The following is a 21,081-nucleotide window of genomic DNA, read 5'->3' as shown; positions in this document are numbered from 1 at the left end:
GGGCGAGAGCGGCGGGTCTGGCGCTGCCGGGCGCGGACGTCCTTGAGCGGCATCGGCACCTTGTCCCCTGGCCGTCCTCGATGTCGTGGAAGACGATGGCGGCGAGGTCGCAGCGGGCACCTGCCCTTGCTGGCCGGCTCAGCCAGGACCCTCCTCGGTCGCCGTAGAGGACGACCGCCACCCGTCGGACTCGCCCTCCTCAGGCTCCCAGGGGCCGATGTTGCGATCCTCGGTCGCCGTAGAAGACGACCGCCACGCTCTAAGGCGGAGAGGGAGACCTGCAGGCGGTGTCTCTCTCCGCCCTGTGCGGGGTCGGGTGGCGTCATCCCAGGGGGCGTGGGGCGAGGGTGGTCAGGGTGACGCCGGGCGGGAGGTCGGTGTCTCGGATCTCGACGGTGCCGTAGTCGGAGAAGCTGCGTGCGTTGACGTCGTCGCGGGCTTTGACGGTGATCCGTTCGAACAGTTCGTGGGCGGGGGCACGGCCGAAGGCGTCGTCGTGGGTGAAGACGTACAGACCTCGCAGGGCGAGGTTGGCGCGAGCGGCGGCGCGGTCGTGTTCGAGCATGATCTCGAAGGCGCGCCAGAACAGGGCGAGGTCGTCGGTGGTGACGCCGGTCCGCTTGGCGAGGGGGGCGCTGAAGTGTCCGGTGCCCCGGTATAGGGCGTAGGGCACGACGTGCTTGGAGCCCATCTCTGTCTCCTTGCCCTTGTTCTTGCCGTCGGTGTTCTCGCCGCGTTCGAGCCACGCCTTGAGGTCTTCTTCTCTGGTGGGGGTGACGCGGGTGATGCCGATGTCGAGGGGGGTGATGCGGTCGATGGAGCGGGAGAACCCGATCTGGACGGGGCCCTGGACGCGTCCGGCCTGCTTGTCGCGCTTGCCGGTGGTCATGACGGCTCCGAACATGCGCACGTCGAAGAAGTTGCGGCACATCCATTCCTGCGCGGACTTCTGGTCGTGTGCGGAGCCGGTGGTGTAGGCGCGTTCGTGCTGGGTGTTGAGGGCGGTGCCGGCCTCGACGTAGATCTCGCGGCCTTCGCGGGGTTCGAGGGTGTTGATGAGGGCGACGGTGTTGCGGATCTTCCGCTTGATGGCGACGTCGGTGATCAGGCCGTGTCCGCTGACGGGGTCGGTGCGGGGCAGGCCGCCGTTGTCGGGGTCGCCGTTGGCGTTGGAGTCGACGGCTTCGATGAGGAAGACGAAGTCGTGCTTACGCGTGGGGTCCAGATGGGGAGCGGTCATGGTGGGAGCAACTCCTCGAGTGGGTTGAGTACGGTCGGAAGCGGGGTGCGCCTTCTCAGACGGCTGCGGGTTCGTGGGCGGGCACGTCCTGCTGTGCGGGGATGGCGGCCTGCTTGCGTTCCTTGGCGGCCTGCCTCTGGAGGATGTCGTCGTGCCGCTGGTGGGCGTAGCCGATGATGAAGCGGCCCTGCTGGACGTCGGTGAGATGTCCGGGCAGGTCGTCGCTCACCTTGCTGTAGATCTCGAACAGTCGCTTCTCCAGCGCCTTGTGCGCGGCTGCCCTGTCTCGGCGCAGCCGTTTGAAGTGCGCTCCCGAATCGGTGAACAGCCGGCGCAGGGTGACCCCGGGGGCGGCGACGGCGGCGCTGAAGTACTTGTCGCGCAGCGTGGTGTTGATGTCGGGGAGGGCGGCTTCCTGTACGGATTCGAGGACGGCGAAGAGCCGGCCGCACAGGTAGGCGGGGTCTTCGCTGTCCTTGTCGAGCTGGGGCATCGGGCGGTCCTGGGGGTTGGAGGAACGGGTCAGGAGCAGCCGCAGCAACGCCAGACGCGGAGCGTCGACGCGCCGGTCGGCGTGGATGCGCTGCAGGAGGAGCGGCAGGGCGCGGGCGGGTGGGCTCAGATGGTGCAGGGCGCTGTGGAGCAGTTCGGCCTCCAGGCCGTGGGGGGCGCTGTCGGGTGCGTAGCGCTCGCCTTGCCAGCGGCCGCAGGACAGTGCCATCTGCCACAGGGGGAAATAGCGGGTGCGCCGTGTCCATCCGTCCCAGACGCCGTGGTCGGCATACCAGGCGGCCAGGTTTTTCTTCGCCTCGGTCAGGGGGACCTCGATCCAGTCTCGGACGACCAGGCGGGCGTTGTTCAGTCCGAGGGACAGGCTGTAGAAAGCATCCGTGTCGGTCCGCTGCGCGGCCGCGGGGCTCGGGGTTTTGTTCATCGAGTCGATGAGGTGCTCGATGTCGGTCGCTTCCGGCTGGTCGTCGAAGAACATGGCCAGGACGGAATCCGGATCGGGCTTCCTGGTCCACCACAGCAGTACTCCGTCGTCCCGGAAACGGCGCCGGTGACGCTCGGAGGCCACCAAGTGGTTCAGGACCGCCATGGCTCGGCCGCCGCACCGGTGGCAGATCGGTGTGTTCACCAGCTGCGTCATTGCGTCGCGTCCCTGGGCGGGGGCGTTGATGCTGATGAGCTGGCCTTCGTTGCTGCCGCCCGCTGTCGGGACGGCACCCTTCTTCACCGGTTCGGGGATCGTGGCCAGCAGGGCCCGGTGCTCCCCGCACACCAGGCACAGTCCTCTGCGCTCTGCGGCACCGCCCTTACGCGCCCGTACCTCCTCAGCCCACAGCTGCTTCACCGAGTCCAGCTCGTGCAGCCAACGGGTACCGACCATGACCGCGACCGTGTCCTTGGCCTCGACACCAGCAGCGCGACCACCGAGGTGGACAGGTCCTTCATCCGGGTGGGGCCGTCCCGAGGTGCACGAAGGCGTCGAGGAACCCGGTCCAGGCGTTCACCTCGAACAGCAGGTCCGGCAGGTCGATCTTCGGGAGCATCCTCTCGACCCGCTTGCGCAGCCAGGTCAGGGGCTTCGGCTCGCCGAGCGCGCCGAGCTTGTCGACGTTCAGCTTCACCCACCCGTCGTCCTGCACCTCGATGGAGGCCTTCGCCGCCGGCCCCGCCTCTTCCAGACGCTCGGCGAGCTGCTTCCTGCCTCCAGCACCGTCGACGCTTCGACGAGAGCCTGGCCTTTCCGGCTTCACCCGAAGCGACGGAAGCCGCTGCTGCATAGATCGGCCGACACGGCCATGCGCAAGGGGGCCTACCGCGCCCATCAAGGCGAGCACGGGATGCACGTCCCAGCCTCCGACTGGAAGGTGAAGAGGGCTTCAAGCCGTACGAATACCCCCTGGAGCAGCGCGCCGCGACACTCTGGTACCACGACCACCGGATGGACTTCAGCGCCCCGCAGGTCTGGCGCGGTCTCGCTGGCATGTTCCTCGTGCACGACGACGAAGAGGACGCGCTCCCGCTGCCCGGGGGCGACAAGGATGTCCCGCTGATGCTCTGCGACCGCTCCTTCGAAGCGGACGGCTCCTTTCCGCTATCCGGCGAAGTCCCCGGACTGCGCGGGCGAACCGGGCGTGGACGAGGCGTACATGGACGGCGTGCTCGGCGACGTCCAGCTCGTCAACGGCGCACCGTGGCCGTTCCTCGACGTGGCGAACACCCGCTACCGGTTCCGTCTGCTCAACGGGGCGCACCCTTGCCAGCTCGACATGCCCCACCCGCTTTCGACCGCAGGTTGCCGACAAGGAGCGATCCCGGCCTGCCGCGTTCGTTCGCGAACCACTGGACGACACCTTCGAGCGGATCGGTGACCGGCCGGTCCGCGAAGGCCCGGTCGTACTGCGGCTCTTGGGTCGACGCACTTCGGCGGCTCGGGCAGCAGCTGGTCACAGTCAGCAGTGTTAATTCCGCTTGAGTACCCCGCTCAGTCCTGCCACCACGGCTGTGGTCAGAATCCAGCCTGCGACTGAAAGCAGCCACGAGCAGTACAAGGCGCTACCGGTGGGCAGCCATGCCTTCTGCTGCCCGATATCAATATTGGGCACCCGAACATCGAAGGTGTAGGCGATCGGGTGGAAAGCCGGGGCTGGCGTGCCAGTGGGAGTCATGTGTGACGGGTAGGCGTGGGCGAAGACAGCGGTTCCGAGGGCGAGCAGGGCGAGCAGCCACAAGGCGGACAACCAGGTCCGGTAGCCGTAGCCGACGGTCAAGCACAGCAGCCAGTCGAGCAGCTGCCCGGCCGGGTTGAGCGTGCGGCGAGGGCGTCGCTGCTTGTGGATGGCCACGAGCCGGACGGCATTCCTCTTGGCCGGCCTGCCGATAGGCGGCGGCGAGCTGGTCGTAGGGCTGCGGGGCGTAGCCATGTTGCTGCCGCTGGAGCCAGTCCAGCCGGGCACGCACGCCAACCTCGTCGTTGATCAGCGTCTGGTAAGCGAGTCCGCGCAAGTCAAGATGGGTGGACCACGTAGCCGGGTCGTCGTGAAGAGTGCGTGACTGAGGTCGACGAGACCGTCTGGAGCGCGGCGGGGCAGCAGGTACAGAGCTGTGGAGCCGCTCGAAGTCCAAGGCGAGGCCCTCAGGATTGGTGAAGTCGCAGGGTGGGCCTTGTTCGGCTCCGAAGGCAGGGCCTGTCGTTGCGTCGGTGAAGGTCGCTGTCGTTTCCGTGAAGGTTTCGCTGAACTGGCATGCCGTCGCCGCGGACCCAATGTCCCGGGGGCGGCGGCGTGCCGCCGGGCCGTGTGCGCGCTGACGTCCACCCCTGTACACCGCCCACGACCCGGTATGCCGCGTACCGCCAGGACTCCCCGGGCCCGGGGCCGGACCAGGATTTCGTGAGGAGGCGCAACAAAACCGCCCCTGCCCGGGTCGAGCAGCGGGCGGTCTGTTGAGGCGCTCAGGGTCAGGTTCAGGGGACGGTGACGTTGAGCGGCCCGCTGAGCAGTCGGCGTGCGGTGGAGAGATCGCCGGCCGTGCGCGAGGACGTGGTGTCGTACGCCACGTCCTCGCGCTGCGGGGGTCTTCCGGCAGCGAGCGCGTCCATCTGGCGGTCCATCGAGGACATGGTCAGGTCGGAGAGGACCCAGCCCAGTGGCGCTGTCACTTCCGGCTGGGAGCGCGGGGCAACGAGGAAGGTGCGGACGTCCGAAGCCGCTTGTCCAGCAGCCGCGACCTTCGTGCCGGGGTCCAGGCCGGGAACGGGTTCGGAGAACCGAATCAGAGCCGCCTGCTGCAGGGTGGTCGTACGGGCGGCGACCTCGGCTGCCTTCCTGCCGGCGAGAGGGGCGACGAGTTCGTCCAGGGGGTCGAGTTCCGGCTCGGGTGCCTTGACCGAGTAGTGGTTGTCGAGGAAGACGAGGAGGGGGACGACGTACCGCGTGTCGGCGCCCTCGCGGGTTGCGACGCGACGGTTGTGGGCCGCGACCTCGGGCTCGACGGCGGCCCAGAGCTCCAGGAGGGTGGCGATACCGCTGTTCTCCAGGTAGCCGCCGTCGATGGAGGATACGGCCTCGGTCCTGGTGCCGTCGTTGTCCGTGTCGGGCAGGCAGCGGTACATGGTGCCGCTGGGTGAGACGTAGGTGAAGCGGGCAGATAGGTGGGCGGCCGTAGACATGCGGAGCCTCGCACCGCCGGTGTGGCAGTCCGCGCTGCCGGTGTAGTCCACGGCGTCGACGGTAGCGGTGGTGAACTGGGGGGTGGCGGCGGTGTGGGACACCACTGCTTCCTGGCATCGCAGTGCGCTGTTACCGGCCGCCTCGCCGATCGTCCGGTGTGCCGAGACGGCGACTCGGCAGCCGGAGCGCACGTCTGTACCGTTCAGGATGAGGACCGGGCCGTCGGCTCCTCCGCCCGGGCCCGGTTCATGCGGCGCGTGTCTGGTGAGGGTGACGTAGTCCTTCTCCCAGGCGTTGCCTTCGCCGGCCCAGGACCGTTCCCATGCGCGTTCGAAGACGGAGGCGCGGTCGCCGACCACTTGGCCGAGCATACGGTTCATTCCGTGGAGGGCGTGGGTGCCGTCCCGGTAGAGCATGGCGGCGATGTTCGCGGCGAGGGCGTCCTCGCCGGCGAGTTGGCGGACGATCGCTCGACTGGATTCGGTGCCCGGGGCCGCTTCCGCGCCGAAGGCGGGTGTGGCTCGGCCGAGGGTGTGGGCTGCGAGGCCGAGGCTGCCGCCGGAGACACCGCTCAGACCGAAGGTTGAGGCGGCGGCGCAGGGGGATGCGTCGGTGAGCTGGTCCATGCCGGAGCCGGTCCAATAGGCGGCCCGGATGCCACCGCCCGCCGCCGCCACGAGGAGCATGGGGATCGCGTTGCCTCGGTCGTCCGGGGGGAGTGTGTCGTGGCACTCCGCCGCCTGTTCGTACCAGTCCTCGAACTCGTGATGGGAGGAGAAGGGATGGGGTGCTGCGGGCAAGCGGGGGTCTTTGAGTCGTACGGCGTGGTAGACGCCCGTGTTGTCGAGCAGGGACTGGGCGACGAGGACGGCCAGGACGGGCAGCCAGATCGGGGTGAAGCGAAAACGCAGGGCGCGGAACGCGCGGTAAGGCATTCGCGCCTCGGCACGGCGGACGAATCCGGCGCACGCCAGGACGACCGTGGTGAGGAAGAGAGCGAGGACGCCGAGCGTGCGCAGCCGGGAGCCCCACCCCAGCGGGTCCACGGCAGTGAGGACGCCGATGAGGGCGGTGAGGGCGAGGAGGCCTCTGCCGGTCCACCGCGGCACCAGACGGCGACGGATCGTCTCGCCCCGGGTGGCGGGTTCCGCCGTTCCGAACAGCAGCGTGTCGCACTGCTGCAGCAGTGTGTGGAGGACCGGTGGCACGAGCAGGGCGAGAACGAGACCCGCGATGAACCAGAACCAGACGCCGGGGCTGCGGACATCGCTCTCGACGAGTGTGCCGAGCAGGACGGGCCGGGCGAAGGCTCGGACCAGGCCGAGCGCGGCGATGAGGAGGGGAACGACGGTGAGTGCTCGTCCGATCCCCTCGACCCGGCCACGGTTGGTCGCTGGCACCCGTACGGGGCCGGGCTCCGGGTCGGTCCCCCGTACGAGCAGACCGGCGCCGACCATCGCCAGCGCGACGAGGGGAATCGCCGCACCGCCGGCCTTCTGCCCCCAAGGCTGAGCTGACCAGACCGGCCAGAACAGGCAGGCAGCGAACAGCGTGACCGCACACACCAGCAACGGAGTCAAAATGCCGTGAGCCCTGCGACGCTCGCGCGGCACCCCGTCCAGGAGCGCCCACCGACCCGCGACCCACACCGCGAGGGACAGCGCGACCAACGTGAGCACCGGGCCGGCCAAGTCGCCGGCCAGGAGATAGCCGTCCTGGTGCACCCAGGCCCGCTCGATGTCGGGGAACTGCTCCAGGGGCCCGCCGCCGGGCAGGACAACCACGGCCGCAAGGAAAGCCACGGCGACCAGTTGCACCCGGTGCCGCGTCCAGGCACGGGACGGTGCGGAGATGCCGCGCCGCCAGCGAATGAACCAGCGGGTGAGACTGACGGGCAGGATGTCGACCGCAACGACCGCCACAGCCAGGATCACGGTTGCCCCGAGGAAGACCCACTTCAGCCAGGACAGCACAGTGACGGCCCACGCCCAAGAACTCAGTCCCCCGTCGCACGCACCCGCCGCGACCAGCCCACCGGTGGTGAACGTCTCGGCCAGGTCGGCGACGAGGACCAGCACGACCAGGACGTTGATCTGCCGGGCCGAGCAGGGGACGACCCCCGTCCGTGTCTGCTCCTCGCGGAACCGTCGGATGCGGTGCAGCACCAGGTACAGCCCGTAGGCGTAGGCGGGCGCGAAGACTAAGAAGTCGAGGGCGAGGTGGACGGCGAGCCACCAAGTGAGGTGGACGGCCCTGTTCGAGGCGCCTGCGTCCGCCCAGGCGTACCAGGCCGTGATTGCGTCGATCCGCTCGGTGGGGTCTCTGGGAAGTACACCCGGGAAGCCGGTGAGAGCGTCCGCGCCGTATGAGAAATGCGCCTGCGTGGAGAGCGTCTGCAGGAGTTGGGAGATCTCGCCCATCACCAGCAGGGCGACCGCGGCGGCGGCCGGCACCCACCAGCCACGACCCCATAGCCAGACTCTGCTTGCCACGCCAGTGGATGCCGCCGACGGATTGGCCATGGGACGACTTCCGCAGAACCCGGGGCAATCGCGCCAGCGACACACCTCCGGTAGCGCGGAAGATCCACTGTTTGCCGCAAGCCAAGCCCGACAAGGTCCGCGCCGAGTCCTCACACGCGTCCGGGTCGAGACCGCACAAGGCGGTGACCGGCACGAGAATCCGTTCGGTGGCTTCGTTCGCTTCGGCGACCCTTTCACGGCGAGTCACCGCAACCGCCGCAGCCCTCACCATCTGGCTCCGAGGGTGATCGACCGGGGGATTCCTAATCGACCTGGAGCGGCTGGATGCAATCGCCGGTTACTCCTGCAGTGGGCCGATGACGGACAGGTCGATCTGCCCTGTCAGCCATGAGGCGTGCCGCTCTTTGGAGCGTAGCAAGTCCTGCGGCGCACGGGACGAGCAGAGTGTGGCCATTGGCGTGCTCATCGAGTCCTTTGACTGGGCAGTTGAACAGCAGTGCGGGTGTGGTCTGCGGGACGCGCCGCGGACAAGGACACGCTGCGCGTCAGCGAGGAGCGCCTTCTGTCTCCTGGGAGGATGCTGCTCATGCAGCCGCTGCCGATCCCCTGCCCCGCCGACCGGATCCCGGATGCGACGGGCATGGACGCCTTCACCACCGCGTACAGGGCGGCCAAAGAGCAGCGGGTCGTGTTCGTCGCCATCGAGCGCCTGGGCCCGCGGTGGACGGTGAAGATCGACGCGCTCACCGCACCGCAGCACACCCTCGGCACCACGGTGCACGACGCCGTCCGCGACGCCGTTTGCCGCCTGATCGACTCCAGGCAGGTCCGCCCCGACTCCTTCGCCGACCCGGTCTACGTCGTGCTCTACGACGTGGACGGCGAACTGCGGGCCCGCGAACTGGCCGCCGCCCTGCACGCCGCCTTCTACGGCGACCTCGAACCGCTGGCCCGCGCCGCGCCTTCTACGTCCTGACGGTCATCTGCGCCTGGACGTCAGGCGTTTCCTGTGGTCACAGCGCGTACTGGCGTGTACCGTCCCCGTTAGCTGTCGTGGTTCGGATTCTCCCTTTGCCCATGCCTCCGGCGTGGGCTTTTTTGCTGTGCTGTGCCGCAGGAACCAGGGCGATCACCTCCGCCTCCCACACCGTGTGGGCGGCGTTCATCGACTGGAAGGCATGAGACATGGCTACGGGAATCGTGAAGTGGTTCAACTCGGAGAAGGGCTTCGGCTTCATCGAGCAGGACGGTGGAGGCCCGGACGTCTTCGCCCACTACTCCAACATCGCTGCCCAGGGCTTCCGCGAGCTCCAGGAGGGCCAGAAGGTGGAGTTCGACGTCACCCAGGGCCAGAAGGGTCCGCAGGCGGAGAACATCCGCCCGGTCTGAGCCTCGCCCAATCCCCGACGCCCCGCGGGCCGCTCTCAGCCGCCCCGCGGGGCGTCGCCGCATTTCTCAGTACGGCTTCGTGGAGCTCGTCCTGCCGGACGCCGACCCGCAGCAGCGGCGCGGTCTCGAGCGCGCCGGGTGCTACCAGTACGAGCTCTACCTCGAAAGCCGGCTGCTCTACTCCTCACCGGTCCGGTTCCGGGTGTCGTGCGCCTGCGTGCGCTCCGGGGTCCTGTCCTGTTCGCCAGGAGCCGTCAAACCGGCAGAGCGAAGATTCCCTGGTCGACCGTCGGTTCTGCAGAGGGCTAACCGAGCGGCAACTCGACACGTCGTCCGAAGCCGATCTCCTCCGCCTCATCGTTCGTGACTATCGCGAACACTCCACTCGGGATGCCCGGAAGCCCAGCCGTGCCAGACGCCACGGCCAGGAGAACCTCCTCAGTGGCCCCGGCGATGAAGAAGACGTACGCCCCGTCGTACTCCTCGCCATCGTCATACACCTCCGCTGCGTCCTGCTCAGCGAAAAATTCCTCGATCTGGTCGATCCACTGGAGGGGATAGGAACCTTCCGGAGCGCCTGGGGCTTCCTCAAGAGGCACATGGATTTCAACGACAATGCTCATGATGATCATTGTCGCTGGTCAAGGCCCGTACCCGTCCACTGAGCTTTTTCCAACCTCAATGATGGCCGCCCTGGCTCTCTTTGCTGAGATCGGCACCGGATTCATGCTCGCCGCTGCCGGCTGCGGGCAGGTCATGTCCCGGGCCGCGGTGATCGAAGAATCCGACCGCTACAACCCTGACCGCAGCGAGGAGTCCTGTTTGGACGTCGCGCGCGGGAAGACCGGGGAACTGATCGCTCTGGCCGCCCGCCTCGGCTCGATGGCGGCCGGTGCGAGCCCGGCAGTGCAGCAGGACATGGCGGCCTTCGCAATGAATCTGGGCCTGGCCTACCAGCTCCTCGATGACGTGGCCGACCTGACCTCCAGCACCGACACCCTGGGCAAACCCGTCAACAGCGACATCCTCAACGGCATCTACACCCTGCCGGTACTGCACGCCCTGCGCACGACACCCCGGCTGCGGGAGCTGCTGCGTCCGGACTGCACCGTCGCGCAGGCCGCAGCCGCCCGTGAGCTCGTACTCGCCTCGGGAGCCATCGAGCACACCCTCACGATGGCCGATGACCTGCTCCGGACGGGTGAAAGCCACCTGGCCCGCTGCACACCCGACACAGCTGAGCGCCAGGGTGTCCTCAACTACGCCCGCAGTGTCCTCGCACTCTCAGCCCCCCTGCCCTCGACGCGGGCTGCCCGCCCCAGGCCGCGGACGACGACGCTGACCTCCTCCCGGCCCGCAACCGGACCTGAGAACGCCGCGACAGCGGTGTGGCAGCCACCGTCGCGAAACACACAAAGAGACAGGTGAACCCATGACCAGCCAGAACCTCGACCTCGCCGGCCTTCGACGCGTCTACGGACGTCCCGGCAGCAGAATCTTCTACACGCTGGTGGCCAAGAACGCCCGGCACTGGGGATGGACCGAACCGGGCCAGTCACGCTGGCGGATGTGGCGCGCGCAACGACAACTCGAAGACGTCCTGGGCAAGAAGCTGGATCTGCCGGCGGGCGCCCACGTCCTGGACGCCGGATGCGGCTCCGGGGTCGTCGCCCGCGCCATGGCCTCCCGATTCGGCCTGAAGGTCACCGGGATCGACGTCCTGGACTTCAACATCCGCCAAGCCCGCCGGATCAACGCCCGCGCAGCCCTGGAGACCCGCAACCGCTTCGAGTGGGGCGACTTCCACCGTCTGGACTTCCCCGACGAGTCCTTCGACGGCGCCTACTCCATGGAAACCCTCGTCCACGCCCACGACGTGCAACAAGTACTCGCCGAAATGTTCCGCCTGCTGCGCCCCGGCGGCCGCCTCGTCCTGATCGGGCCCACCACTGCCCCGCTGGAAGACATGAGCCCTCAAAGCAGGGCCGTCATGGAGCCCTACTTCCAGGACATGGCGTGTCACGGCCTTCAGCACTACAGCACAGGCGATCTGGAACGCATTTTGGAGAAGGTCGGATTCCACGTCGACGAGGTCCTGGATGTCACCGAGAACCATCTCCCCACCACGACCGCCCTCCACGACCTCTTCCGCGTCCCCTACGCCCTCGTCGGCGCCGTGAGCGACACGAAGAAGTGGCTCAACCTGCGCTCAGTCGTCGAGATGGCCCACGCCCGCGAGTTCTCCCACTGGATCCACACGGCTACCAAGCCCCGATGACCGGGTGACGGCCCGCCGGGCACCTGGCTTCCCCTGACACGCGAGCGCGGGCGACAGGAACACCCTGTCCTGCCCGCTCCAGGGGTTTTGGGCACGGTCGCATTCTGGGCGCCGTGGCGCGTCTGCCCGCCGGGCGGCCGGCTTCGGCGCGGTGGCCCGGCATGGTCGGGCGTCGGCGAACTGCATGACGAGGGGGTGGAGCGGCTGGCAACCTGGCTTGGCTGTGGCCGGTCCTGTTACCGGGTGTAGGCGCTGGTGAGGTCTACGGCGATGTGGAGGACTCGGTCGGTGCTGGTCACTTCGAAGAGCCTTGCTATCGGCGGTGTGAGCGGGCCGGCGAGGACGACGTGCTGGCGGTGGTGGGCGAGACCGGGACCGGTACGCCCGCGCAGAAGGTCGACTTCGGCACCGGCCCGGTCCTGAGGGTGCCGCAGGGCTGACCGCTGACGGGTTCCGTCGATGCCGGAAGGGGGGCCGTACGGAAGAAGTCGGGGCGCGGCGCCCCCTTGACCAGGCTGGCTGGTCTGGGCTTCGGCTACCTCGGCCTGGGCCGGTTGAGGCGCTTGTGGGGGCGCCTCGTGTCGTAGCAGGGCCCGGTGGCGGAACTGACGTCGTTGGTCTCCAGTAAGCTGCCGCGATTTCGGCAAGCCTGGTATCGCACCCGTCTGGCAAAGAGGTGCAATTCCGGCCAATCTGACTGATCAATGTTCGGGGGGTCCGCAAGGTGGGAAGTCAGGAGCGCGCCCTGCCTGGAGGGGCGCCAGGAACCCGGCACACGGAGAGGGAACACATGGGTATGTACAAGGAGACGCCACAAGCAGCGACAGCGCAGTACCGCGCCTCGAAGTTCGATGCGCGCATCGGCGTCGACCTCTCGCCCGATCCCGGCTACTTCGGGTCCAACGCCTCCGCGACGCTGGTCCGTGGCGTGTACAAGACCGAAAACTCCCTGGCGGCCGACACGACCTTCTCGCCGTGGCAGGACGAATGGGAGGCCCCGGTCACGTTCATCGGAACTCTGACCCTCTCCCGGGACAGCAACACCATCCAGAAAGCCTCCACCGGGGCCAACGTGCTTGTCCCCGATGTGGACTTCCCCGACCGGGTCGGCGAGTTCAACTACACGGCTCCCGTCATCAGGCGTCACGACAGCGGGCGCGTCTATCACGCGCACAAGCTGGAGATCTGGCACGACTTCGGCAAGTGCCCCTCCGGCTTCTACTCCCTGACCGTGAGTGGCAGGCGCACCGGTGGTTACTGGAAACACGAGTTCGAAATCCCGCAGCAGCAGCTCACCTTCGCCATCAACGCCAACCCTGACCCGAATCCCTACTAAGCCTGACTCGTAACGCTGTGATCATTAGTTGAAGGCTGGGTCAACACCGTTGAATTTACCGACATGGACGGGTCTCAAGCCTCGGTAACAACGGTGTTGTCCTGCTTCCGATGGGCCGCCCCGCCTCCGGCGGTGCCCGTCCGCTCACTGCGCCGGTGGCGGACTCATCGATTCGCAAGGGCAGGTAGTCACCAGCCGGTGGCCCTGAGCCGCCTCCCGCGTATGCCTTGTACGTGCCGCTGCGAGCGGCATTGACAGGAAGAGTCAGGGCGTTTCACCTTCTCGTACGGTTCGTTGCAGGAAGAGACGGGCCGAATGGGTGGGGCTTCATGACCCCGCTTCGGGTGTCTGGGTGGCTGTCGGGCCCAGGCGAGTTCCTTCAGGGAAGAAGAAGCGGGCTTGCGATACCGAGAGTGCGAGGCGGGGCTCTTCGGTGCTGAGGGCGGGCAGGGGGTCATGCCATTCGGTGGGGGTGATGCGGCTCGTGCCGAGGCGTCCTGCGACGCGCCCGACTAGCAACGTTCGGCCTGTAGCGATTTGTCCGAATGCGATGCCGGGGAGGTGGGACACGGGAATGCGCCGTCTGCTGTGGGGGGCCACCCGCAGGGTTGCGATGGGTCCGGCGTCGCGGCGGATCTGTACAGACCCGCCGCTCCAGGAGAAACTGGCGAGTTCCTTGGGGATGCCCCAAAGCTGGCGGCCTCCGTACAGGGAGGCGGTGGAATCCACCCAGATGCGGTGACAGAGCACGCCGGCGTGTCTGCCTCTGCGGACGAGGGAGCCGACGGCGAATTCGTCGTAGCGAAGGGTTCCTTCCGTGTACCGGGCGAGCATGGTGATGAGGGTGTGCCGGCCGCCGACGGGTGTGAGGTCGGTGGGCAGCATCAGTGCTTTGCGGGTCCGGAAGAGGGACATCCACAGTTCGCCGCGTGCCTTCCAAGGGGGTGGTGGGTAGTCGGAAGGCGACGGCTTGTTCGGTGCCTGTAGTTCGGGCTGATCGGTCACTGCGGTTCTCCTCGCCAGACGGGTCCGAGGGCGGATGCTGCATGGGGCGGTTCGCTCACCACGTCAGGGGCAGACTTTGAGCCCGCGGACCAGGAAACGTCGTGCCAGCGGAGGTCGTTCAGTGAGCCGCCCAGGGAAGCCGGCGTGGCGGCGAACGAGCCGGTCGGTGCGCCGATCGGACGGTCATCGGTTCGTCGTCGCGAAGCCGTGTGCAGTCCGGTGAGGGCTCGCCGTCGGGGGCTGGGGAAGGGGAAACACTGAGGGCAATTCGGTCACAGGAGACCCCCCGGCCTGCTCCGTCGAGTGGAGCCTGGATCTTGTTCAGCGCCGCGCTCCGGGTTGTACGCGAAGTCTCGGCGGGCCGAGCCGCCGAGCGCGGCGAGCTTCTTGAAGAGTTCTGGGGCGGTGGTGTAGCACCGGTAGATCAGTGGCAGATAGCGGGGAACGTCGATGACTTCCCGTCCCTGCAGGAGTCCCCGTAGAACCGCTGCCGCCACTTGCTCAGGTGTGGAAGTGGGAAGGAAGTCGGCGATTCTGGGCATCCTGCTGGAGACGACGTTCTTGCAGAAGAAGTCGGTGCCGACGACGGTACTGGGGCGGACCAGGGTCACACAGACGGAAGACCCCTTGAGTTCGAGGCGGAGAATCTGTGTGTACGCCTCGATCGCGGCCTTCGAGGCGGCGTATGCGGCCGATGGCCCCTTGGCGAAGACAATTCCGGCGGCGGAGCCCATGTTCACGATGTGCCCGCGGCCGGCTGACCGCATCAAGGGGAGGGCGGACTTCACTCCATAGACCATCGCGTCGTATCCGGTGCGCATGGAGCGTTCTGCCTCTTCGACGGTCATCTGCTCGACATCGTCCCAGCGGACGTAGGCCGCGTTGTTGACGAGGATGTCCAGGCGGTCGGCCTGTTTGTGGACGGCGGTGATACACGCTTCGTAGGACGCGCGATCGCTGACGTCGGCTTGGTGGTAGCGAAGACGGGAGGCGAGGGGGGTACCCGAGAGGTGAGCCGCGGCCCGGCCCAATGCCTGTTCCGAGATGTCAGCGATATGGACGTGGGCGCCGTGCAGTGCGAAAAGGCGGGCCATCGCCCAGCCGATTCCGCCGGCGCCGCCCGTGATCAGACAGGTTTTGCCGGTCAGGGCGCCGGAGCGCGTGGTCATGGGGGACAGCGGGGTCATTACGGGAGCTCCTGTCATGGCCCTGTCAGCAGGCGCCGGACGAGGTGGGCTTTGTCGGGCACCGAGCCGAAGCTCCGGGTCTCGGATGCCAGCGCAGCGAAGGACACTGTCAACCGTGGACGTAGTCCGGTCCCGGAACGATTGTGCCGAAGATCATTCCACTGGAAGGCCAGCCGTCAAGTTGACGATGTCCCTGCCCGTAACACGCGTCGTCCGAAGCCGCCATCACAACGCACTCAACGACGCCGCGCAACAACAGTCACGTGACCCGAACGGAATCGGGTGACCCGGGACAACGAAAGTCGTTACGCAATGCTGAGGCGTAGATATCCCGTGACGCGCTCAGAAGAGATCGTCTGACGTTCGGGGGCGTGTTCGTGCGGTCGTGGCGAGGTTGTCTGGATGCGGCAGGGGTGCGGGGCGATGCGGCGCGTACCGACTTTTCGGCTGCTGGACGGTTCTTCCGGCGGCGGGAGTTCGTCAGCTGGGGCGCGGTGCGGTTGGTTGCTCCGCCGGAGAGCCAGCCCCATGCGATGGCCGCTGTCGCGCTGGTGTGCTATACCGACGACATCTGCGACCGCGGCCCCGTAGAAGAGCGGGCGCGGCGGTTCGAGGAGTGGGCCGGTCATGTTCGTAACGCGCTGGACACCGGGCAGTCGAAGCATCGGCTGTTACGTGCGTACCTGCACTCCGCCGGCCTGCTGAACCTGTCCCGCACGTGGCTGGACTCATATATGGCGGGGATTCGAATCGACCCAGAGTTCCCTGGGTTCCCTCAAGAGGCGGACTGCCAGCGGTACATCGAGACAGTTACCTTGCCGGCTCTCGTGCTGTGCACCGCCGCCGTGCCGCGCCTGGTACCGGAACAAGTCTTCTCATCATCCTGCCGCCTGCTCGCCGACGGGACGCAGCGAGCGGATTTCCTTACCGACCTGTTCGAGGACCTGCGAGACGGCCGACTGTTCCTGCCCGTCGCCGACCTCGAACGGCACGGCGTGACTCGCACAGACCTACTGGAGGGGCGGGACACCCCAGGGGTGAGAGCGCTACTCTCGGCCACCGAGAAGTCGGCGAGGGTCTCAATCGTCGAGTCCGAACGGATCCTCGGCCAAGTCCCTCCTGGCTACCGTCCGATCCTCCGCTTCCTGATCGGCTTGTACCTCAGTCGCCTGGACGACGTCGTGGCTCTGGGAGCCGCTGCCACCCGGCGACCGTGTCGCGACAGGCCGGTGGCGAGCGTGAGTCTCCTGCTCCGGTCCCTTTGCGCGGGGGGTGACACTGGACCCGTCGCCCGGCCGACTGGTCGAAATCGTGGGCGAGCAAGGCGCGGGCAAGAGCACGCCGCTGCGGATCCTGGCAGGTGACCTTGCTGCGGACAACGGGACGGCCGAGTGCTGGGGGTGCAGGGGCGCTGCCCGCAGGAGCGTATTGCACGACGCGTTTGCCGTCGAGCAGCATCTGCGGTTCTTCCAGACCGCCTACGGCATCGGCAGCCCTCTCCGGCCGAGCTGCTGGAGATCCTCAACTGCGCCGAGTACCGCCAGGCACTCCTGGACGCTCTGAGCGGGGTCATGCTTGCGCGTCCAACTGGAACCACGTGTCACAGCCGTGGGCACCGCAGGCTGCGGGGGAGACGGCGTAAGCGGCGTCGGCCGGCCGCCTATAGCCGGTACGGACGCGGCCATGTACCGTTCCACAGGTACGTTGAGTAGTTGGCAAATGACTCATCGTAACAGTTCGATAGTGGGGCGTGGGTCTGTGCGGTCGTGGCGACATTGTCTGGATGTGGCGGGAGTACGGGAAGCAGCGGCGCATGCCGACTACTTCGCCACGGAGCGGTACCTCCGGCGTAGGAGCTTCAACCTCTGGGGGACGGTGCGGGGGCTGGCTCCGCCGGAGAGTCAGCCACACTTGATCGCGACAGCGGCGTTTCTGCGCTACACCGACGACCTCTGCGACCGCGGCCCCATGCAAGAGCGGGCGTGGCGGTTCGAGGAGTGGGCTGGCCATGTGAGGAAGGCGCTGGATACGGGCAGTTCGAGGCATCGGCTGTTACGTGCCTACCTGCACTCTGCTGACCTGCTGAACCTGCCCCGCACGTGGCTTGACTCGTACGTGGAGGGGACCCGTTTCGACCTGGACTTCCCCGGGTTCGCCCAGGAAGCGGACTATCAGCGCTACGTCGATGAGGTCGCACTGCCATCGGGCATGGTCGTCTTCGGACCTGTCCCGCGTCTCGTCGCAGAGCAGGACTTCGTCTCCTCCTGCCGCCTGTTCGCAGACGGGGGGCAGCGAGCGGATTTCCTCAGCGACCTGTTCGAGGATCTGCGAGACGGCCGGCTGTTCCTACCGATCTCCGACCTCGACCGGCACGGCGTAACCCGCACGGATCTGACCGAGGGCCGGGACACCTCAGGGGTGAGAGCGCTGATCTCGTCTACGGCGAGATCAGCGCGTGCCTCACTCGATGAGGCTGAACGGATCCTCGGTGAAATCCCCCCTGACCACCGACCGTTCCTCCGGTTCTTCCTCTGCCTGTTCCACAAGCGTCTGGACGACGTCGGGACGCGCGGGCCCGCGCTCATCCGCAGCCCCTATCACGACGGGCGCATGGCGAGCTTGCGCGTCATCGTCCGTTCCCGGCGTGAGGGGGCCTCGACGAGAGCGCATCCGGTCAGGCGGGAGCGAACACTGAGGCAACTGCGACGCTACCCGAGGTAACCAGCTGGGACAGCGGTGCGTCCGCGTGGACGGTGCAGCGCCGCGAGGCGTACGCCAACGACCAGGGCGCGGCCACCAGCCTGGTCGCCGTCACCGCCCGCTCGAACAGGTCCAAGGCGGACCAGGATCCCGCCCAGTGGCTGCCGCCTGCCGCCGAGGTGCACTGCCGGTACGTCGCCGAGTGGGTGGCGACGAACCTCCGCTGGAGTCTTGCGGCCGATGAAGCCGAGGTGGCGGCCTTGCGCGAGATGGCGGCCGGTTGCCCGGAGCAGACCGTGACGTACGAGCCGGTTGCATAGCTGACCTGCTCGATTCGCGACCTCCGGGCGGCGGGGTCGCTGGCCGGCGCCGCGTCACCGGTGCGATGAGACCAGACAAGGGGCAGCGGTCCTGAGAGCGGTATGGCCTTCGGCGGGTGCGAATCGTTCCTGCGGTGAAGACCCTTGTCCGTGCGGGTGAGCCCAGCCGTCTGTGTAATTCTGCACGATGGTGTCCGCCCGTAGCGTCCGGCTGCTGGAGACGATGCTCCGCGCCCGCACTCACACGTCCTGCATCCCCATAAGTCCTTCCGTACCCGCTGCCTGCATCGACGCCCCGACTCTGCTGCTCCGGGAACATCGGGAAGGGCGCTTCGGGGAAGACCAGCCGACCGGGGCCCACACGGCACTGGCTCGGTCCTCCGATGGATCGGTAGGCCGGGCTGGGCTCGTCCGCGTAGCCGAGCGCTTCGGCGGTCCGGTCCGCCACTGCGCCGCCGGAAATTAGCGGGGAGGGCAGGGGGCCGGATGGTGTCGGCGTTCAATGCCTCCACCGCGGTTCATGGCCACTGTCGTGAGGAGACGTTCGGGGTGGGGAGGAGCCTGGTGTGCCGGGCCCATCGGAAGGCGGCTTCGGGAGACTTCAGGCTTGTTTCGACGTGGTTGGGGCGCTGTTCAGCCGGTTGCTTGTCGGCCGGGGCGTCGTGCCTGTGCCGCGTCAGTGCGGTGGTGGTGGGGAGCAGCCAGGGGTGCCAGGGGTCAGGCGGCGGCTGGGGGTGCGAGGGCGTCTTCGAGGGTGGGATACAGGGGGAGGATGGCGTCGAGGCCGACGATGCGCAGCAGGTCGAGTACGGGTGTGGGGGTGTGGGCCAGGCGCAGTGATCCGCCGTGGGAGCGGGCGGTGTTGTTCGCGGCGACGAGGATGTTGATGCCGCTGGAGTCCATGAAGGTGACGTCGCGGAAGTCGGCGACCGTGTGCGGAGCGGATCCGTCTGGTGGGGTCAGGGCCTGGCGGAAGGCGCTGGCTGTGGTGTGGTCGCTGTCCCCGGACAGGGCGACGACGTGGACGCCGTCGGCGGTGGTGTGTTGGGCGACGGACAGAAGGGCTTGGCTCATAGCGTCTCCGTCCGGTCCTGGGTGGGCGCTCGCTGTGGCGAGGCCGTTGTCCACGCAAACGCTGCGGCAGCACGGTGTCAACTGTGTCGGGCCAGGATGAAAGCGCATGAGGCGGGGCAGTCGGGAGGGGGCCGTGCGATGGTTCGCGGGCACGACGTGAAGCTCGTGTGATGATCATGTGAGACGGGGTGGGTGTATGGAGCAGGCCGCGGGAGACGAGGGGCAGAAGACAGGGCACAGCAGGTCACTGTCGGCGTCTGCCGCCTATGACGGCGCCCCTTCCTGTATCGGGGCGGCCCGGCATCTGTCGACCGGCTTCCTGACCGAGGTGCAGGCCGTGCACGGGCTGCCGGTGTCCGAACGGGCGATGGGCATGACGCAGCTGGTCGTCAGCGAGCTGATCACCAACGTCGTGAAGTACGCACCCGGCCCCGTCATTGCTCGATCTGCAGATCAGTGAGGGTTCGGTGCGGGTGTCGGTGTGGGACAGCGACCCGGCCCTGCCAGACATCGCTGCCACCGACCCCCAGCGCGTGGGCCGCCACGGCCTGGAGATCACCCTCGCCGTCAGCCGGGCCTACGAGGTACGCCGCGAGCCGGTCGGTAAACGCGTCACCGCGGTGATCGCGCTGGCCGACGACCCCGGCGGAGACATAGCCGGCCGCACCAGCCCCTAGCCCCGCCCCCGCGCCCGGCACCACGAGCGCTGCCGAAACGGTGCCCGGCCGACCACCAGCCGACAAGACCGAGAGGAAGGGGAGCGGCGCTGGGATTCGGTGAGAATGTCAGTCTGTCCGCGCCCTGGACGGGGCAGCGAAAGACACGCAGATGACCTTCAGTAGTGAGGGGACGGCTCATCGTGGTGACGGTTCAGTTGCGCCACAGCGGCGTGACCGTGGCTCGGCTGCCGCACGTCGTGGCCTTCGAAACGGTCACTGAGCTGCGCCCTCGCATACTGGCGCTGCTGGAGGAGAGTGACTGCCTCCACCTTGTGCTGGACATGTCCCGCATCGACTGCTTCGACTCCTCGGGGCTGGCCATGCTGCTGGGAGCGTGGCACCGAAGCCAGGCCACGGGCACCGCGCTCACCCTGGCCGCACCGACCCCGCTCATCAGCCGCATGCTGAACATCACCCAGACCATCACCGTCCTATCCGTGGCCCCTTCCGTGCACGAGGCACTGCGCCCCCACCCAAGGACACAAGGAGACAATGCCCAGGCAGCGGATCAGACCTGACCACTCTGCCCGCAAGACCGACCCCGGGTTATAGCCGCCACGCACTGCGCTGCTGCGGCCGGCCTGCATCCGGGAGCAACACCGGTCGCATAAGGCCGCCAAGCCGCGGCACACTGCTACCGGGCGCCGGGGCGCGCTCAGCCGGTTGCGCGTCGGCCGGGGCCGCCGCGCCCGTGCCGCCTCACCGGGACAGTGACGTGAGGCGGGGAAGGCTGGTGGGAGTGAGGGCGGGCCGGGTGCGGTGCCGCGGGTGGTCTAAGAACTCCTAACGAAATGATCTTCGAGGTGGTTGGATCGCTCCGGGAACGTTGATCCGGGGGTGTGGGATGGCTCGGTCGAAGCCGTGGGATGTCGATGACGAGTTGTGGGCAGTGGTCGAGCCGCTTCTGCCCAAGGTGGAGCGTCGGGCTCGTCATCCGGGGCGCAAGCGGCATCCGGACCGGCTGGTCTTCCAGGGCATCCTGTTCGTGCTGCACACCGGGATCTCCTGGGAGCATCTGCCTCAGGAACTCGGCTTCGGCTCGGGCATGACCTGCTGGCGCCGCCTGGTCGAATGGACCGAGGCCGGTGTGTGGTCCCGGCTCCACGAGATCCTCCTGGCCAAGCTCCGCGGCGCCAACGCCCTGGACTTCTCCCGGGCAGCGGTCGACGGCT

General features: G+C 67.8%; 20 protein-coding genes and 3 pseudogenes. 14 read left to right on the top strand and 9 right to left on the bottom strand.

Annotated elements, in window-relative coordinates; translation table 11 throughout:
- Positions 1-322 precede the first annotated feature (322 nt).
- The 3 genes and pseudogenes from cas7c to IE136_RS34380 all read right to left on the bottom strand — a co-directional run.
- Complete coding sequence (gene cas7c, locus IE136_RS34390; protein ID WP_189602469.1) at positions 323-1,240, bottom strand: type I-C CRISPR-associated protein Cas7/Csd2; 918 nt, start codon at positions 1,238-1,240, stop codon at positions 323-325.
- A 55-nt stretch (positions 1,241-1,295) separates the two neighbouring features.
- Positions 1,296-2,633 (bottom strand): annotated as a pseudogene (gene cas8c / locus IE136_RS34385) (type I-C CRISPR-associated protein Cas8c/Csd1); the annotation flags it as partial.
- A 20-nt stretch (positions 2,634-2,653) separates the two neighbouring features.
- Positions 2,654-2,952: pseudogene (locus tag IE136_RS34380) on the bottom strand (hypothetical protein); the annotation flags it as partial.
- Positions 2,953-3,029: 77 nt separating this feature from the next.
- On the opposite strand from IE136_RS34380, the gene IE136_RS34375 reads away from it, so the two are divergent.
- On the top strand, positions 3,030-3,722 hold the full coding sequence (locus tag IE136_RS34375) for a multicopper oxidase domain-containing protein (RefSeq protein WP_308432523.1): 693 nt from the start codon (positions 3,030-3,032) through the stop codon (positions 3,720-3,722).
- Here the strand turns inward: IE136_RS34375 and IE136_RS34370 are convergent.
- Both IE136_RS34370 and IE136_RS34365 read right to left on the bottom strand, forming a co-directional pair.
- The gene (locus IE136_RS34370; protein WP_189602467.1) at positions 3,709-4,092 is read right to left on the bottom strand and encodes a hypothetical protein; all 384 of its coding nucleotides are present in this window, start codon (positions 4,090-4,092) and stop codon (positions 3,709-3,711) included. The genes IE136_RS34375 and IE136_RS34370 overlap by 14 nt on opposite strands.
- A 620-nt stretch (positions 4,093-4,712) precedes the next feature.
- Positions 4,713-7,910: a hypothetical protein gene (locus IE136_RS34365; RefSeq protein ID WP_189602466.1), complete on the bottom strand. Its 3,198-nt coding sequence runs from the start codon at positions 7,908-7,910 to the stop codon at positions 4,713-4,715.
- A gap of 568 nt (positions 7,911-8,478) precedes the next feature.
- Between IE136_RS34365 and IE136_RS34360 the strand changes: the two genes are divergently transcribed.
- Both IE136_RS34360 and IE136_RS34355 read left to right on the top strand, forming a co-directional pair.
- Positions 8,479-8,877 carry a hypothetical protein gene (locus IE136_RS34360; RefSeq protein ID WP_229819473.1) on the top strand — a complete coding sequence of 133 codons (399 nt, stop codon included), beginning with the start codon at positions 8,479-8,481 and terminating at the stop codon, positions 8,875-8,877.
- Between the two features lie 209 nt (positions 8,878-9,086).
- On the top strand, positions 9,087-9,290 hold the full coding sequence (locus IE136_RS34355) for a cold-shock protein (RefSeq protein ID WP_030219333.1): 204 nt from the start codon (positions 9,087-9,089) through the stop codon (positions 9,288-9,290).
- Positions 9,291-9,595: 305 nt separating this feature from the next.
- Here IE136_RS34355 and IE136_RS34350 read toward each other — a convergent pair whose 3' ends face one another.
- Positions 9,596-9,913 (bottom strand): hypothetical protein, encoded by a 318-nt coding sequence (locus tag IE136_RS34350; protein ID WP_229819472.1) that lies wholly within the window; start codon positions 9,911-9,913, stop codon positions 9,596-9,598.
- Between IE136_RS34350 and IE136_RS34345 the strand changes: the two genes are divergently transcribed.
- From IE136_RS34345 to IE136_RS34335, 3 genes are all read left to right on the top strand, one after another.
- The gene (locus IE136_RS34345) at positions 9,912-10,718 is read left to right on the top strand and encodes a polyprenyl synthetase family protein (RefSeq protein WP_189602465.1); all 807 of its coding nucleotides are present in this window, start codon (positions 9,912-9,914) and stop codon (positions 10,716-10,718) included. The two genes, IE136_RS34350 and IE136_RS34345, sit on opposite strands and share 2 nt — an antisense overlap.
- A gap of 4 nt (positions 10,719-10,722) precedes the next feature.
- A complete protein-coding gene (locus IE136_RS34340) occupies positions 10,723-11,568 on the top strand; it encodes a class I SAM-dependent methyltransferase (RefSeq protein WP_189602464.1) in 846 nt (281 codons plus the stop codon).
- Between the two features lie 796 nt (positions 11,569-12,364).
- Entirely contained in the window at positions 12,365-12,904 is a 540-nt protein-coding gene (locus IE136_RS34335; RefSeq protein ID WP_189602463.1) for a hypothetical protein, read from the top strand.
- A 327-nt stretch (positions 12,905-13,231) separates the two neighbouring features.
- On the opposite strand, the gene IE136_RS34330 is transcribed toward IE136_RS34335, so the two are convergent.
- Together IE136_RS34330 and IE136_RS34325 are read right to left on the bottom strand one after the other, a co-directional pair.
- Entirely contained in the window at positions 13,232-13,909 is a 678-nt protein-coding gene (locus IE136_RS34330) for an acetoacetate decarboxylase family protein (RefSeq protein WP_189602462.1), read from the bottom strand.
- 272 nt (positions 13,910-14,181) lie between these two features.
- A complete protein-coding gene (locus IE136_RS34325; RefSeq protein ID WP_189602461.1) occupies positions 14,182-15,096 on the bottom strand; it encodes an SDR family NAD(P)-dependent oxidoreductase in 915 nt (304 codons plus the stop codon).
- 533 nt (positions 15,097-15,629) lie between these two features.
- On the opposite strand from IE136_RS34325, the gene IE136_RS36950 reads away from it, so the two are divergent.
- The 4 genes and pseudogenes from IE136_RS36950 to IE136_RS34305 all read left to right on the top strand — a co-directional run.
- A complete protein-coding gene (locus IE136_RS36950) occupies positions 15,630-16,460 on the top strand; it encodes a squalene/phytoene synthase family protein (RefSeq protein ID WP_373309212.1) in 831 nt (276 codons plus the stop codon).
- Entirely contained in the window at positions 16,369-16,659 is a 291-nt protein-coding gene (locus tag IE136_RS36945; protein ID WP_189602459.1) for an ATP-binding cassette domain-containing protein, read from the top strand. Before IE136_RS36950 ends, IE136_RS36945 begins: the two co-directional genes overlap by 92 nt.
- Before the next feature lie 120 nt (positions 16,660-16,779).
- Complete coding sequence (locus IE136_RS34310) at positions 16,780-17,817, top strand: squalene/phytoene synthase family protein (RefSeq protein ID WP_373309211.1); 1,038 nt, start codon at positions 16,780-16,782, stop codon at positions 17,815-17,817.
- Positions 17,805-18,116 (top strand): annotated as a pseudogene (locus tag IE136_RS34305) (HNH endonuclease); the annotation flags it as partial. The gene IE136_RS34310 and the pseudogene IE136_RS34305, both read left to right, overlap by 13 nt.
- 717 nt (positions 18,117-18,833) lie before the next feature.
- Here IE136_RS34305 and IE136_RS34300 read toward each other — a convergent pair.
- Positions 18,834-19,190, bottom strand: a complete 357-nt coding sequence (locus IE136_RS34300) for an STAS domain-containing protein (protein WP_189602457.1) — start codon at positions 19,188-19,190, stop codon at positions 18,834-18,836.
- Between the two features lie 196 nt (positions 19,191-19,386).
- On the opposite strand from IE136_RS34300, the gene IE136_RS36940 reads away from it, so the two are divergent.
- The 4 genes from IE136_RS36940 to IE136_RS34285 all read left to right on the top strand — a co-directional run.
- Positions 19,387-19,650, top strand: a complete 264-nt coding sequence (locus tag IE136_RS36940; protein WP_373309210.1) for a hypothetical protein — start codon at positions 19,387-19,389, stop codon at positions 19,648-19,650.
- Positions 19,628-19,867, top strand: coding sequence for an ATP-binding protein (locus IE136_RS36935; protein WP_373309209.1), 240 nt, complete (start codon positions 19,628-19,630; stop codon positions 19,865-19,867). The genes IE136_RS36940 and IE136_RS36935 overlap by 23 nt, the downstream gene beginning before the upstream one ends.
- A 182-nt stretch (positions 19,868-20,049) precedes the next feature.
- On the top strand, positions 20,050-20,427 hold the full coding sequence (locus IE136_RS34290; protein ID WP_189602456.1) for an STAS domain-containing protein: 378 nt from the start codon (positions 20,050-20,052) through the stop codon (positions 20,425-20,427).
- 326 nt (positions 20,428-20,753) lie between these two features.
- The coding region (locus IE136_RS34285; RefSeq protein ID WP_189602455.1) for a transposase at positions 20,754-21,081 on the top strand (328 nt) is incomplete at its 3' end.

It is taken from the genome of Streptomyces lateritius, assembly GCF_014649715.1.
Lineage (GTDB): Bacteria > Actinomycetota > Actinomycetes > Streptomycetales > Streptomycetaceae > Streptomyces > Streptomyces lateritius.
The sequence above is the reverse complement of the archived record's forward strand: the minus strand, read 5'-3'. Positions and strand labels throughout refer to the sequence as shown.

Bases quoted from the DNA above. Each gene is read 5' to 3' on its own strand.
- IE136_RS34310 (WP_373309211.1), top strand. From the start codon at position 16,780: ATGTACCGTTCCACAGGTACGTTGAGTAGTTGGCAAATGACTCATCGT.
- IE136_RS34350 (WP_229819472.1), bottom strand. From the start codon at position 9,913: ATGAGCATTGTCGTTGAAATCCATGTGCCTCTTGAGGAAGCCCCAGGC.
- IE136_RS34335 (WP_189602463.1), top strand. From the start codon at position 12,365: ATGTACAAGGAGACGCCACAAGCAGCGACAGCGCAGTACCGCGCCTCG.
- IE136_RS34340 (WP_189602464.1), top strand. From the start codon at position 10,723: ATGACCAGCCAGAACCTCGACCTCGCCGGCCTTCGACGCGTCTACGGA.
- cas7c (WP_189602469.1), bottom strand. From the start codon at position 1,240: ATGACCGCTCCCCATCTGGACCCCACGCGTAAGCACGACTTCGTCTTC.
- IE136_RS34345 (WP_189602465.1), top strand. From the start codon at position 9,912: ATGATGATCATTGTCGCTGGTCAAGGCCCGTACCCGTCCACTGAGCTT.
- IE136_RS34355 (WP_030219333.1), top strand. From the start codon at position 9,087: ATGGCTACGGGAATCGTGAAGTGGTTCAACTCGGAGAAGGGCTTCGGC.
- IE136_RS36940 (WP_373309210.1), top strand. From the start codon at position 19,387: ATGGAGCAGGCCGCGGGAGACGAGGGGCAGAAGACAGGGCACAGCAGG.
- IE136_RS34300 (WP_189602457.1), bottom strand. From the start codon at position 19,190: ATGAGCCAAGCCCTTCTGTCCGTCGCCCAACACACCACCGCCGACGGC.
- IE136_RS36950 (WP_373309212.1), top strand. From the start codon at position 15,630: ATGGCCGCTGTCGCGCTGGTGTGCTATACCGACGACATCTGCGACCGC.
- IE136_RS34325 (WP_189602461.1), bottom strand. From the start codon at position 15,096: ATGACCCCGCTGTCCCCCATGACCACGCGCTCCGGCGCCCTGACCGGC.
- IE136_RS34360 (WP_229819473.1), top strand. From the start codon at position 8,479: ATGCTGCTCATGCAGCCGCTGCCGATCCCCTGCCCCGCCGACCGGATC.